Below are 13897 nucleotides of genomic sequence, written 5' to 3'. Positions count from 1 at the left end.
GCGTATTTTCACTTAAATCTTGAAGTGGGCGTCTTACTGCCCGTTAATGTTGGATAGATTTTCATTTGTAAAAGGGGTGTCAGCAATGCACAAAATCGCTTCCATTTTATTGTTTCTTTCCATATGCCTGCTGTTAAGCGGGTGTTGGAGCAAAAAAGAGCTTAATGATATTGCCATTGTTGTTGCACTAGGTATCGACCAGCAAGGTGATGAATATGAAGTAACTGTTCAAGTCGTTAATCCCGGTGAAATTTCTTCTAAACAGCCAACAAGCGGGCGCTCTCCAGTTTCTACGTATTCAGCAACTGGTCCTACAATATTTGAAGCAATTCGGAAAGTCACATTGTTAGCACCTAGAAAATCATATTTTTCGCATTTACAAATTATAGTTTTCGGCAGTGAATTGCTGGAGAGTGGAATTAAGCCTGCACTAGATTTTTTATCTCGTGACCATGAATTTCGTAATGATTTGAATGTTATCGCTGCATACGAAACAACAGCTAAAGATATTATCAGCGTGCTGACGCCTGTTGAAAAAATACCAGCCAATAAAATAACATTCTCTCTCAAAATTTCCGAAAAGGCATGGGGCTCTACAGCAACAGTCGCCTTGTATGATTTAATTGATGCGCTACACTATGAGGATAACAGCCTTGTCCTCTCCACTTTAAATCTTATTGGTAGTAAAGAAATAGGGATGAGCAAAGAAAATGTTGATCAAATCGTTGTCCCAACTATTTTAAAATACAGTGGCTTTGCTGTTCTCAAAAAAGGGAAAATGGTGGGGCTACTGACGGATGAAGAAAGTAAGGGCTATAATTTTTTAACAGATAATATTAAAAGCACAATCGAGCAAATAACTTGTCCTGAGGATGGCAATTTAGCAGTGGAAATTACTCGTTCCAAAACAACCGTCAAAGGAAAATTTGACAATAATACACCTAAAATTCATGTATTAGTTGACCTTCAGCAAAATATTGGTGAAGTTAAGTGTGTAATTGATTTGACAAAAGAGCAAACAATTAAAGAAATTAACGACAAAACGTCCGATGTTATTAAACAAAAAATAGAAAAAACATTACATGCCTTACAAAAAAAATATGAGGCTGACGCTGTCCAATTTAATAAAGTGCTACACAAGCAGGAGCCTAAAAAATGGAGAAATATAAAAAATGAGTGGGAAAGCCTTTTTCCAAATGTTGAGGTTACAGTGGATGTAGTCGTACATACTAGAAATACTGGCACTATACAAAATTCAACATTTTTTCCTACACAGGAGTGATGCTATATGGTTATGTCATTTGCTATTGCTGTTATTGTTATTATAATCATTAGCTCACAATGGGCTATATTACGCGACAATAAAGAACCAGCTACTACGTGGCTATTTTTCATTTTGCTTACAATAGGCACAGCTTTGGCCATCACTCTAAGCCTTCACATTTATTTACCGAGCCCCTTAGATTTCATCACATTTATTTTTCAACCAATTAGCAACGCTCTTCACGCATTGCTAGGTATATAAGGAGCGGAGAATAGAATGAGCAGTAAACAAATGATTAGCACACGCCAATTTACAATTATCACCTTTTTATATTCGATAGGTACATCCATTTTAATTATTCCTGCCTATTTAGCAAAGCTCGCAAAACAGGATGCTTGGATTGCTGCGATAGTTGGGGTATTACTTAGCTTTTTATTAATTATGCTTTTCGTCAAGCTTGCCAATACATTTCCAAAATATACTTTGATTGAAATAATCGAAAAAGTATTAGGTAAATGGCTAGGCAAGCCTGTTGCAATTTTATTTATATTGTTTGCATTTTTAAATTCAGGCGAGATGTTGTATTATATCGGAAACTTCACGCAAATTGAGATTATGCCTGAAACACCCAATTTCGCATTTGTGTTATTATTTGCTTTTATTATTATTTTAGCAAATTATTTAGGGTTAGAAACTTTTGCTCGTTCTGCTGAATTACTTTTTCCTGTATTTCTACTGTTGTTTTTATTTTTTATTATTTTCATTACACCAGATATTAAATTTGAAAATATGCAACCGATGCTGGATACTCCTCCCCGCACATTTATTGCAAGTGTGCTTTATTTTATGAGTATCTTCGCCTTTCCGTCGATTATGCTTTTAATGATTTATCCTTACACTGTCAATAGAAATAACTCTGCACAAAAAGGCTTTTATCTAGGTATTTTATTAGGCGGAATTGTCTTAATTTTCATTATTACTTTATGCATATTAGTGCTAGGGGATATGAATACAGCTTCACAAAATTATCCGACCTACATATTAGCGCAGCGAATTTCTATCGGTAATTTCTTCCAAAGGATTGAAGTTATCATCGCATTTATGTGGATTATTACCATTTATACTCGAGCGTTTATTTATTTTTATGTGACGCTTATCGGCTTACAGCAAATTTTTCACATTAAGGATGAAAAACCACTTATTCTTCCATTTAGTATATTATTACTTGGCGTTTCTCAAATTGTCCATCCGAATTCAACACATTCGTATCTTTATAATACAAATATATGGTTGCCTTATTCTGCTGTATTTTCAATTATATTATCAATTTTTTTATTATTCATCGCAAAAATCAGACGCTTAAATTAGCTGCTTTTTCATCCACTGGCAAAGCTGCCTTACTGTTTGACAATTAAGCCGTGGTGGATAATGATGCTTTAGCCCATTTGCATACCAAGCTTCTACTTGCTTGTTGTTGTTTCGCAAATATTGCTCTAGCTTATATGCATGCATCGGCTGCACATGCTGGTCCTCAGTGCCATGAATAATTAAAACAGGCGCATGTAATTTCGTAATTTCATATAAGGGAGTACGCTGATTATAGCGCTCTGGCACTTTATTCGGTGTCCCTCCGATAATACGCTTTAACCCTCGGCGCATATCGACTCTTTGCCAATATGTATCAGTCGCATCAGACACTCCTGCCCATGTCACGAGTGAGGCAATATCATCACGCAATATTGCCGTCCATAACGCCATTAAGCCACCGCGTGAAAAGCCAAATAAATGCACTTTTTGTGCATCGCAAAACTGCTTTAGTACGTCAACGGCATATACTGCATCATAACGATCCTCACCAGCAAACTCATCCCTGCCCTCGCCCCCTCGATTACCGCGGTAATAGGGGGCAAAAACAACGAAGCCTTGTGCGGCAAATTGTGCGATTCGTGCAGGGCGTACCATTCCGATAAATTGCAGACCACCACGTAAATAGAGCAGTGCCTCATATTGTCCCTCTTGCTTCGGTCGAGCTAGCAAGCCCTTTACACGCAAGCCATTTGACCAATAAATGATTTCATCTAAGCGCACCTTTTCATTCGGTGAAGAGTAGCGTCTTATTTCTTCAATTATTCCATTTTTCTTCACTTGCATTCCACTTCCTGTAACATCTTTTTCATACCTGCATCTCGCATATAGAAGCTTAAATGTGGATGAGTGAGCAATTCGTCTGCCGTAAGCCATAATCGCCCTGTCGTTTCATATTCACCTACAAACTCTTCAATATGCGCTACATTTGCAGTAAATACTGCCTTACAAAACGGTGTTTTTGTATGTACTACATAATAAGCAAACCACTCTATATCTTTTATCTGCACCTGTGTTTCCTCGTATACTTCGCGAATAGCCGCCTGTAATAACGTTTCCCCTGCTTCCTGCTTCCCACCTGGAAATTCTACTCCCCTCTCCTTATGCACCGCGCACAGCCATTTTCCCTTGTGCTGCACGAGCGCCAACACATGGCGAGGCTCTACTTCAAAGGGACCATGGTCAAATCGCAAAACAACCTTAAAACCATTTTCATCTGTAAACGTAAACATATATGCCAACTCCTTATCCTTATTAGTGTAACGAAGGAGCTAGCATCCTTCAAGGAGGGCGTCTGAAAAGCAGTGCCTTGCACGCTTTTTAGACGCTATCGTCTTTACATCTTATCCCTTAAGCTTGAAATATGGTAACTGCTCAACAAATTCCTTCGTATGATTATCACCGAATTCATGCAGTAACGCATAAATTTTTTTTAATCGTGTATCAATATCATGATTTAATTCATCATAATGGTAAGGTATATAAGGTAAATGTGCTCGCCATAAATTATGACCTTCAAGACCATTGATTTGATTGAAAAGCTTTGTAAAAATGCGAGCAATAGCAGGCTCTAGTTCCACCTTAAATTCATTGGACGATAAATTCGGAATATGGCTACATGTCAAATCAGTTATCGATACATACATTTTGTATTTATTCATGCAGATGCTCCCTTCAATTTTTTCTTATCATTACCCGAAGCAGTAATTCATATTCACATGTATAGCTAATTAAAAGGAATTTGCTTATAATAAAGTGAACCTGCATGTTCGCATATGTTTTACAGCTTAGTAATAAGAGATAAATATGAGGTGAGAAATATGAATCTTGCACTAGTTTTTATAGTAGTAATTGCCATAATGTCAACATTTGCCATTGTGATTATTTGGGTTGCACGTCAAAATAATTTTTCAGCAAAACAAACAATTGATTCAATGCCAGCTGAACAAGAAAATGAGCAGCAACAAAAATGAAGCATCCTTTTATTTGGTTAATTAAATTTTATCGCAAATATATTTCACCTATGACGCCTCCTTCTTGTCGCTTTCATCCAACTTGCTCAAGCTACGGACTTGAAGCGTTCCAAAAGCACGGAGCAATAAAAGGATTTATTTTAACAACAATGCGCATACTAAAATGCCATCCACTCCATCCAGGTGGCTTTGATCCCGTGCCTGAAAAGTGGCCTTCGAAAAAAAAATAAATTTCGAAGGTTTTTTTTATTGTTTTTTTTTTGTAATTGAGTTATGATAAAAAACGTCGATTATGTAAATCGTAATAATTACTATTTAGGAGATTTAATGATGAAAAAATTTATTTACTTTTTTTTATTAGCAATCCTTGCGTTGCTAGCAGCATGTGGCAGTGAAGACCAGAAAGCATCTAGTAATTCTTTAACTGTTTATACGACTGTTTACCCGTTACAATATTTTGCCGAGCGCATCGGCGAAGATTTTGTGCAGGTGGAGTCTATATATCCTGCTGGAGCGAATGAACATACATTCGAGCCGACACAAAAAGATATGATGGCACTAGCAGACGCTGAACTATTCTTTTATATTGGACAGGGCTTAGAAGGCTTTGTTGAAAACGCTAAAAAAACATTAGCGAATGAGCATGTTAAATTAGTTGCTACAGCCGACAATATAACGGATGAGCAGTTCCACATTTCCACAGGTCATGTGCATGCAGAGGATGAAGAGGACCATGACCACGAGCATGATGAGGAGCATGGAGACCACGAAGAACATGGTCATCATGAGCATGATACACATGTATGGCTATCACCTGTTCTATCAAAGGAGCTTGCATTATCAATCAAAAATGAGCTTGTTGACATGTTGCCAGAGCAGCAAGAGCTTTTCACAAAAAATTATGAGGAACTAGCTGCGGAGCTTGATACACTGCATGCCGATTTTGAAGCAATGGCCAAGCAAACAACAAAGAAAACATTTTTTGTATCCCATGCGGCGTTCGGCTATATAGCAGGCCATTATGGCTTTAATCAAATTCCTGTTGCTGGCCTAAACTCCCAAAGTGAGCCGTCACAAAAGCAATTAGCGGCAATCGTTGATTTAGCTAAAGAAGAAAACATTAGCTATATTTTCTTCGAACAAAATGTTTCTTCAAATTTAACAACGGTCATCCAAAAAGAGGTCGGAGCAGAGGCATTAACATTGCATAATTTAAGTGTTTTAACGAAGGAAGATATTAAAAACAATGAAAACTACTTCACTTTAATGCAGCATAATATTGAGCAATTAGCCAAGGCATTGCAATAAAGCCTATATTTTAAGAAGGCATATGAAAAGAGGACCTTCCCAAAAGCTCAAAATCTCTTTGGTCATTATAAAGTGAAACTTCAATTAGTGGGTGCTTTTCTCCACTGATTGTTAGTTGAACCAATCGGGCTTTTACGGGCAATTAATCTCCCACTTATCCTTAATGTTCTTTCAGTGGGAGTCTTACGGCAGGATAAAATTGAATTTAGTGTTTACAACCATTTAAAATATGCTTCAAATCTTTTTATTCTAATAAAAGGGGACTGTCCAAAAAGCCGTGCATAGCCGGCATTTTGGACAGTCGCGATGATGTTTCACAAAATGTTGATTCCTATAAACAGAAAACGCCTCTTTTAAAAATGGGATGAACATTGGCTTTAGCAGTGTACTCCTTCAGTCAAAGGGAAGCGATGAAAACATTGATTTCAATGCGGTGGCAAAACAAAATGGACTTTTCAGACAGTCCCATTCTCTTTTACAATAATTCCTTCAATTTTCTTCTCAACAGCTTGTTAGAGCCATTGCGTGGTAAGCTTTCAACAAAATAAAATCGCTTTGGTAGCTTATAGCTTGCAAGCTTATGCTCGCAAAATGCACGTAACTCCTCTTCACTTACAGCTTGCTTTTGTATAATAAAGGCAATCGGTACTTGTCCCCATTTACCATCTGCTATACCACAAACACCAGCTTCTAATACATTTGGATGTGCTAGTAAAGCATTTTCAATTTCTGCTGGATAAATATTTTCCCCACCAGAAATAATTAAATCAGCGCGGCGATCGACCACATATAAATAGCCTTCATCATCTAAATAGCCTATATCACCTGTTAGTAGCCAGCCGTTTTCAGTGCTTGAACGTTCAGCAAAACGCCCAATATAGCCCGGTGTGACATGAGGGCCTCGGATGCAAATTTCTCCCTCCACAAATGGTTCCTCTGTACCTTGAATGCGCACCTCATTAAAAAATAGCGGCTTTCCTGCTGAGCCAATTTTGCGTAGTGCATCAGCGCTAGCAAGCGTTGCTGTTTGCGATGCGGTTTCTGTCATACCATATGTTTGCACAACAGGTAATTGCACTTTCGCGGCGCGCTGTAAATAATCAACTGGTATCAAACCACCACCCGCAAGCAGTATTTTGAAGTTGGGGTGTGCTTGCACTTGCAAGCGTTCCATTTCACTTATAACACGCTCAAGCATTACTGAGACAAGAGAAATATTTGTCACATGTCCCTCAACTATTTCTTGTACGCAAGCCATCGCATCAAATTTTTCATATAAGCTGACAGTTGCTCCATACAGCAATGAGCGCATTAAAATGGAAAAGCCACTAATATGAAAAATAGGTACAGTACAAAGCCATACATCCTGCTCTGTAGTTCCTAAATTTAATGCCGAGCTAATGGCACTCATACTATGATTTTTTACAGTTTGGCGCACACCTTTCGGAAAGCCTGTCGTACCAGAAGTATACATAATCGAAACAGTTTGTTCCTCTGACCAAGTAGACGCAATCTCGACTTCAATCGCCTGCACGCTCATAAGCTGCTCAAATGTAACAAACTCTATATTTTGCGGTAATTTATGTACTTCGCTTGCTGCCGCCAATACGACTGTTACTTGCGCATCCTCAATTTGATAAGCAAGCTCCTCCGCTGACAAACGCCCATTTAAAAGCACCATCTCTAACTGCAAATGCATACACCCATAAATCACTTTAATAAGCTCTGGCGTAGAGGGAGCTAAAATTGCTACCCGCTCCCCTTGCTTCGCAAGCGTTGCCAACTGTCCTGCTTTATATAATGCTTCTTCATGCAATTGCTGAAAAGTCCAGCTCTGCTCTTCGAAGCGAAGTCCAATGCGATTCGGTGTTAAATATGCGCGTTGCCTAATCCAATTTGGCTGCATTTTCATACGCCTCCTTTATTGGATTAATTGTAGCATATTGTGTGGGTGCCAGGCACACACACAATTCTCACACAATTTAGTCCTCTAGCAAAAATGTGATGGCAATAAACAAGGCAAAGCTGATTAATAATGCTGTTCCGCCAGCGATAAATGTAATTAATGTAAACACTTCATTCATTTGAAATGGATTGATATTGTAGAATAACATGCCAATTGTTAATCCTACCGAGCCAATGACAGTTGTCCAACCATGTATAGATACTAATTTTTGTATGCGAACACGGTATACTTTATAAAACAAGCCCCATGCAAATACAGATAACCATCCAACAACGAGCATATGTGCATGAATTGCTCTAAATTGGTAATTCCCTGAGCCCGCCATATCAGAGCCTAAAATGGCTCCTATTAAACCAAAAATTGCTGCTAAACGAATTAATCGTATGCTCCATACTTTTTCCATAATAAAATACCTCCATATCGTTTCATATGGAAGTATTGTATCGACGTTATCTGAACTCAAGCTGAACTGCAACGCTATTTTGGCAATTGAATCGTTATTGTCGTGCCCTCATTTTCTTTACTATTTATTGCAATTTGACCGTTATAAAAATGAACGACCTCTTGAACAATCGCTAGCCCTAGGCCTGTCCCCTTCGTTTGTCTCGCCTCATCCACTCGGTAAAAGCGCTTAAAAATATGCTGTAAATGCTCCTGTCGAATGCCGATGCCTGTATCAGAAATTTCTAGCGTAATTACAGTTGGCTCATTTACCAATTTAATATTAATTTCTCCACCCTGTCGATTATATTTAATGGCGTTTGCAATAAGATTTTCCCAAATATTTTCGAGCAATGTTTCATCACCATGAAAAATCGCTTCATCCAGTTGTAGCCATATAGCCAACTCTTTTTGCTCAATCATCCACTGACTTTTCAGCACCGCTCGCTCAATTTGCTGTGTAATATTTACGGTCGTTTGCCGTCTTTTATAGACAAGTTCATCTAGCGAATTTAACAGGAGTAACTGTCTTGTTAAGCTTGAAAGACGGCTCGTTTCCGCTTCAATAATATCCGCATAATGCAGGCGGTTTTCATCTGTTAGCTGCTTATTTTTTAACAGATTGGCATAGCCATGAATGTTTTGTAGCGGCGTTTGTAAATCATGAGAAATATTGCGAATAAAGCTTTTACGTGTTTCGTCTTGCTGCTTTAAATCTTGTGCCATTTTATTAAAGCTTTTCGCTAATAATCCAAGTTCATCTGTGCGTGCAATTTCAATTGCTACATCGTAATCCTCCTTTGCTATTTGCTTTGTCGCAGCCGTTAAAGCTCGAATCGGCTTTACCAAATACCATGCTGCAAGCAAAATAGCAGCTAAACTAGCAACTAAAGAAATCAGCATCATATTCCCAAGCACAACATGCATTTCATTAAATAGCAGGCGTATATCAGGGCGTGCAAACAATGCATATTTATCACCCTTATATTGGAATGGCACGCCTACGGAATTCGTTAAATCATTAGCAAAAAAACCAGTAATAAAAAGCTGACGTGGGTAATCACGCATTCCGTGGTAAATTTGCCCTTCAATAACAGCCTGCTTTACGCTATCATCAAGCGCGGTCAAACGAAAATCACTACCGTAAAATGCAGCCTGCCCCTCTGCGTCTATTACATATAGTTGATAACCGATACTAGCAATTGTTTGCAAATATGCCTCTAAGTTTAACTGCTCGTTTTCTTTAATATATTCGGTCATTTCTTGAACAATGGCTACATTTTTCGTATCATTTTGTTCTTTAATAACACGGTGATAATACGTATTTGTCGCAAGTAATGCCAGAACGCCACTGAGAAACATAATTGCAAGTGCCACTACAATATATTTAAAATATAAAGTAGAATATATTTTCATTGCACTACCTCAAGTTGATAGCCTACGCCACGAACTGTTGTGATTTGCACTGTACTATCAAGGCGTACAAGCTTTTCCCGCAATCGTTTAATATGCGTATTTAACGTATCATCACTTTCGTAATCAAGCCCCCACACCTGCTCCATTAAATAATCTCGTTGAAAAATTTGCGCCCTGCTTGCAAGAATAGCAAGTAATTCAAACTCCTTTAATGGTAAAACAAGCTTCGTTTGTCCTTTCACAACTTGCAATGTACGCCTATCAATCACTAAATCCCCAATTTCAATTGCTGCCTCTGTCGGCTTATCATAGCGTCTTAAAATCGCTTGTATGCGAAATAATAATTCGTCCGGCTCAAAGGGCTTTACAACATAATCATCCGCTCCAACAGTAAAGCCTTCTCGCTTGTCCTCCAACTGCCCTTTAGCTGTTAATAATAATACTGGGATTTCCCATTCCTCTTTTAGTTCTTTCGTTAATTGTAGACCATCCATCTCTGGCATCATCACATCAACAACTGCTAAATCGACATCCTCTGTCATTTGTTGTAATGCTTCAACCCCATTTGCAGCACAGATAATATCATAATGCCATGCTTGTAAATGCAGTTTCACTAACTGTAAAATATGTTGGTCATCATCTACAACTAAAATTTTTCGCATCGCTAGCCTCACCTGCTCTTCCTCAATCACCAATCCAAGGGAATCGTGCGAAAAAACCACCTCGGACTGAAGGTTCACTTTATATCCTGCATTATGCCATGTGTTGTGTAAAATTGCGAGCAAAAAAATGTCTGAAAAGTAGTGCGTTCGCATACTTTCCAGACATTTTGTAGTCACTATTTTATCTAACCTATAAAAATCTAATAAGATAAAAAACCTCTACTCTTTTTAATCATTAACCTAAAATCATCACATCGTTTGACAACCGTTATCTGACCTACATCACTTAGACCTTCCTTCAAAATCTGTGACATCTGCTGGTACGATGCTGGATACACAGTCTTTACATGAGCTCTTCTCATTCTAAGTGCATCTCGCCACCTGTAGGGATGGAAACTTCTGTACCTTTCGCTTTGCTATTTGTACAAAAATAATGTGCTCCTGCGGTTACTCGTCGCAAAAAACATCTGCTCCTGCGGTTACTCATCACAAAAAATATGCTAAAAAAGCTAAAGCTTAAACTGCTGAATATGATTATTTAATTCTTCTGCTATTTTCGATAGCTCATTCGAACTATTAGACACTTCTTCCATTGTGGCAGCCGTTTGTTGCATCGTAGCAGAAGTTTGTTCGATTCCAGCTGCGGACTCTTCTGCCACTGCTGCAATTTCATCTACCGCTTTGTCAATATTGGCTGAGTTTTCGACAATTTGTGATAGATTTTGCGAAACAGTTGAAATATTTTCAGCCATTGCGGAAATTGCCGATTCAATTTCATTGAATGTTCGATTCGTTTCTGTAATTTGCTCTGTACCATTTTGCACTTCGCTATAGCTAGATTTTAATGAATCCGTCACAGTATCTGTTTCCTCCACGATTTCCTCTACAATTTGCGAAATATCAACTACTGAAACGGATACTTGCTCTGCTAATTTTCGTACCTCATCTGCTACAACAGCAAATCCTTTGCCTTGCTCTCCAGCACGAGCAGCCTCTATTGCCGCATTCAAAGCTAAAAGATTCGTCTGGTTGGCAATATCATTAATAACAAGCACCAATTGTGAGATAGCCTGTGTTTTATTATTTAAGCCTTCCACCTTGACAACTGCGTCATGCACAATATCATCAATTTTCGACATTTGCATTGTAGATGCTTCCATTAATGTACGGCCTGTAGATGTTAAGTTTAACACATTATTCGAGTATTGTTGGGCATCTTCCCCATTACTGCTTGCTTCTTTTGCATTCGTCACGAAATCACCCATGTGGCTCGATAAATCACTTGCATTACTTGCCTGTGCCTCTGTTCCTTCTGCAATTTCATTCATCGTAAGTGCCACTTGCTCGGTACCTTCCCTTACCTCAACTGCTGATTGTAGCAGCTCTTCACTATGAGATACGACCTGATTTGAAATATCTTGAATTTGTCGCATCATACCGTTTAATTTTTCACTTAATGCATTTGCTGCAATTGTTAATTGCGCTATCTCATCTCGTCCATGTACCTTTAATGCTTCATCTGATATATCCCCCTCAGCAATGCGTTGAACGCGCTCTGAAATACGTTTAACTGGTCTTGAAATACTTGAAGCGCTATAAAATGCGATTGAGATTGCTACAATGATTACGATAATTATCGCAATTATATTAACCGTGTTAGAAAACTGCATTTCTTTCATTACTTCTGCACCAGTAGCACGAACTGAATCTTCGCGACTACTCGCCAATTGTTCAAACCCTAATTGAATACCGCGCGCTTCAGCCGCAAGCCCAACTATATTGGTAGCCGCCCGCTCCTTATTACCACTATCATAAACAGAAAAAACATTATTTTCAATTTGCTCACGCCATGCTCTAGTCCTAGCAGACAAATCCTCAAATTCCTTAGAATTAGCCAACTTCTCAGCATTTATTATTTTTCGCACTGCCTCTTCATTGCTTAACGATTGCTCTACATATTCATAAAAAAGCTCTTTATTTACTGTATCTCCTGACAAGACATAGCCCCTTGCTGCAGCTATTCGCGAAGATACCGAGTTCGCTAAATGTTGGTCATAAATGGATAATTCGAGCTCCGTTTTGATCATATACTCAATGTTATTGCTCATTTTAATATTATTAAAAATTGAATAACCACCTTGTACAATTATCATTATCAAAACAATAATAAAACCATATAAAATTTTTGCGCGTAGTGTTTTAAAATTCATGCTCTTTTCCCCTTTCACCTAGTATTAATGATTGTCTTTATGTATAAATTTTTTTGATAAATCACTCCCTTCAATCTTTGCTATTTAACCATACTGTATATAGATAAACAAAATAGAGTTTGTACCCTATTAAGTAACAACTAATGAGGATTGAATATTTATACACCATTATTACTAAATGTAATAATTTTATTATATGTTTAATAGCATAACAATTCAATGGAACTTATAGCATTTATTATTATAGAAAAGTATAATATTGATAATATTTTAGGTAATAAAGCACAATATAACCAACTTATAACTAACCTTCTATGTAATTTGAATCATTTTCTCTCATTTATAATTGCTATGTAATAGGCTTATTATGTTACACAAGTAGAATATCGAGGGAAACAATAAAAAGCATGCAGCCTAAATAAATTTAGATTGCATGCTTTTGTTTTATAGTTTGATTCGCATTAAGGGAATCTTGGGAATTGACCGAAATCAGGCTTGCGCTTTTCTTTAAATGCATCGCGTCCTTCTTTCGCTTCATCTGTTGTATAGTAAAGTAATGTAGCGTCACCAGCCATTTGTTGAAGGCCTGCTAAACCATCTGTATCAGCGTTCATTGCTGCTTTTAGGAAGCGAAGTGCCGTTGGTGACATTTCTAGCATTTCCTCACACCATTTAACTGTTTCATCTTCAAGCTCTGCATATGGAACAACCGTATTTACTAAGCCCATATCTAGCGCTTGCTGTGCATCATACTGACGGCATAAATACCAAATTTCACGCGCTTTTTTATGACCGATAATACGTGCTAAATAGCCTGAGCCATAGCCAGCATCGAATGAACCTACTTTTGGTCCTGTTTGTCCGAAACGTGCGTTATCAGCCGCAATTGTTAAGTCACAAACAACGTGCAATACATGACCGCCACCGATTGCATAGCCTGCTACCATTGCTACAACTGGCTTAGGAATTACACGAATTAATCGCTGTAAATCAAGAACGTTTAAACGTGGAATTTCATCATCGCCTACGTAGCCGCCATGTCCGCGTACTTTTTGGTCACCGCCTGAGCAGAATGCATGCTCACCTTCACCCGTTAAAATAATAACGCCGATATTTTTATCATCGCGCGCGCGCGTAAAAGCATCAATTAATTCTACTACCGTTTTTGGTCGAAATGCATTACGAACTTCTGGACGGTTAATTGTAATTTTCGCAATACCGTTGTAAAACTCGTACTTAATATCTTCATACGTATGTAATGAAGTCCATTGACGTGTCATAAATGTTACCTC

General features: G+C 38.1%; 15 protein-coding genes. 6 read left to right on the top strand and 9 right to left on the bottom strand.

The window, feature by feature from the left end:
• Positions 1-85: 85 nt before the first annotated feature.
• Genes MHB51_RS00140 through MHB51_RS00130 form a run of 3 tightly spaced genes read left to right on the top strand, consistent with a single transcriptional unit; the run spans position 86 to position 2632 of the window.
• Positions 86-1282: a Ger(x)C family spore germination protein gene (locus MHB51_RS00140; RefSeq protein WP_107943027.1), complete on the top strand. Its 1197-nt coding sequence runs from the start codon at positions 86-88 to the stop codon at positions 1280-1282.
• A 6-nt stretch (positions 1283-1288) separates the two neighbouring features.
• Positions 1289-1525, top strand: a complete 237-nt coding sequence (locus tag MHB51_RS00135) for a hypothetical protein (RefSeq protein ID WP_107943028.1) — start codon at positions 1289-1291, stop codon at positions 1523-1525.
• A gap of 15 nt (positions 1526-1540) precedes the next feature.
• On the top strand, positions 1541-2632 hold the full coding sequence (locus tag MHB51_RS00130) for an endospore germination permease (RefSeq protein WP_342558734.1): 1092 nt from the start codon (positions 1541-1543) through the stop codon (positions 2630-2632).
• Here the strand turns inward: MHB51_RS00130 and MHB51_RS00125 are convergent.
• From MHB51_RS00125 to MHB51_RS00115, 3 genes are all read right to left on the bottom strand, one after another.
• The gene (locus MHB51_RS00125; protein WP_342559500.1) at positions 2624-3409 is read right to left on the bottom strand and encodes a prolyl oligopeptidase family serine peptidase; all 786 of its coding nucleotides are present in this window, start codon (positions 3407-3409) and stop codon (positions 2624-2626) included. The two genes, MHB51_RS00130 and MHB51_RS00125, sit on opposite strands and share 9 nt — an antisense overlap.
• The gene (locus MHB51_RS00120; RefSeq protein ID WP_342558733.1) at positions 3406-3861 is read right to left on the bottom strand and encodes an NUDIX domain-containing protein; all 456 of its coding nucleotides are present in this window, start codon (positions 3859-3861) and stop codon (positions 3406-3408) included. Before MHB51_RS00120 ends, MHB51_RS00125 begins: the two co-directional genes overlap by 4 nt.
• A 111-nt stretch (positions 3862-3972) precedes the next feature.
• Complete coding sequence (locus tag MHB51_RS00115) at positions 3973-4290, bottom strand: transposase (protein ID WP_107943031.1); 318 nt, start codon at positions 4288-4290, stop codon at positions 3973-3975.
• A 159-nt stretch (positions 4291-4449) separates the two neighbouring features.
• Between MHB51_RS00115 and MHB51_RS00110 the strand changes: the two genes are divergently transcribed.
• The 3 genes from MHB51_RS00110 (at position 4450) to MHB51_RS00100 (ending at position 5910) form a co-directional block, all read left to right on the top strand.
• Positions 4450-4602 carry a hypothetical protein gene (locus tag MHB51_RS00110; RefSeq protein WP_161485046.1) on the top strand — a complete coding sequence of 51 codons (153 nt, stop codon included), beginning with the start codon at positions 4450-4452 and terminating at the stop codon, positions 4600-4602.
• Complete coding sequence (gene yidD / locus MHB51_RS00105) at positions 4599-4832, top strand: membrane protein insertion efficiency factor YidD (RefSeq protein ID WP_066161758.1); 234 nt, start codon at positions 4599-4601, stop codon at positions 4830-4832. The genes MHB51_RS00110 and yidD overlap by 4 nt, the downstream gene beginning before the upstream one ends.
• A gap of 100 nt (positions 4833-4932) precedes the next feature.
• Positions 4933-5910 (top strand): zinc ABC transporter substrate-binding protein, encoded by a 978-nt coding sequence (locus MHB51_RS00100; RefSeq protein ID WP_342559499.1) that lies wholly within the window; start codon positions 4933-4935, stop codon positions 5908-5910.
• A 475-nt stretch (positions 5911-6385) separates the two neighbouring features.
• On the opposite strand, the gene MHB51_RS00095 is transcribed toward MHB51_RS00100, so the two are convergent.
• The 6 genes from MHB51_RS00095 to menB form a co-directional block, all read right to left on the bottom strand.
• Complete coding sequence (locus MHB51_RS00095; RefSeq protein ID WP_342558732.1) at positions 6386-7816, bottom strand: o-succinylbenzoate--CoA ligase; 1431 nt, start codon at positions 7814-7816, stop codon at positions 6386-6388.
• Between the two features lie 76 nt (positions 7817-7892).
• A complete protein-coding gene (locus MHB51_RS00090) occupies positions 7893-8279 on the bottom strand; it encodes a hypothetical protein (RefSeq protein ID WP_066161749.1) in 387 nt (128 codons plus the stop codon).
• A 74-nt stretch (positions 8280-8353) separates the two neighbouring features.
• The gene (locus MHB51_RS00085; RefSeq protein WP_107943034.1) at positions 8354-9733 is read right to left on the bottom strand and encodes a HAMP domain-containing sensor histidine kinase; all 1380 of its coding nucleotides are present in this window, start codon (positions 9731-9733) and stop codon (positions 8354-8356) included.
• Positions 9730-10395, bottom strand: coding sequence for a response regulator transcription factor (locus MHB51_RS00080; protein ID WP_066164276.1), 666 nt, complete (start codon positions 10393-10395; stop codon positions 9730-9732). Before MHB51_RS00080 ends, MHB51_RS00085 begins: the two co-directional genes overlap by 4 nt.
• 509 nt (positions 10396-10904) lie before the next feature.
• A complete protein-coding gene (locus MHB51_RS00075; protein ID WP_066161744.1) occupies positions 10905-12605 on the bottom strand; it encodes a methyl-accepting chemotaxis protein in 1701 nt (566 codons plus the stop codon).
• Positions 12606-13066: 461 nt separating this feature from the next.
• Positions 13067-13885, bottom strand: a complete 819-nt coding sequence (menB, locus tag MHB51_RS00070; protein ID WP_066161739.1) for a 1,4-dihydroxy-2-naphthoyl-CoA synthase — start codon at positions 13883-13885, stop codon at positions 13067-13069.
• Positions 13886-13897: the final 12 nt, after the last annotated feature.

Source organism: Metasolibacillus sp. FSL K6-0083 (assembly GCF_038630865.1).
Taxonomy (GTDB): Bacteria; Bacillota; Bacilli; order Bacillales_A; family Planococcaceae; genus Metasolibacillus; species Metasolibacillus fluoroglycofenilyticus.
The sequence above is the reverse complement of the archived record's forward strand: the minus strand, read 5'-3'. Positions and strand labels throughout refer to the sequence as shown.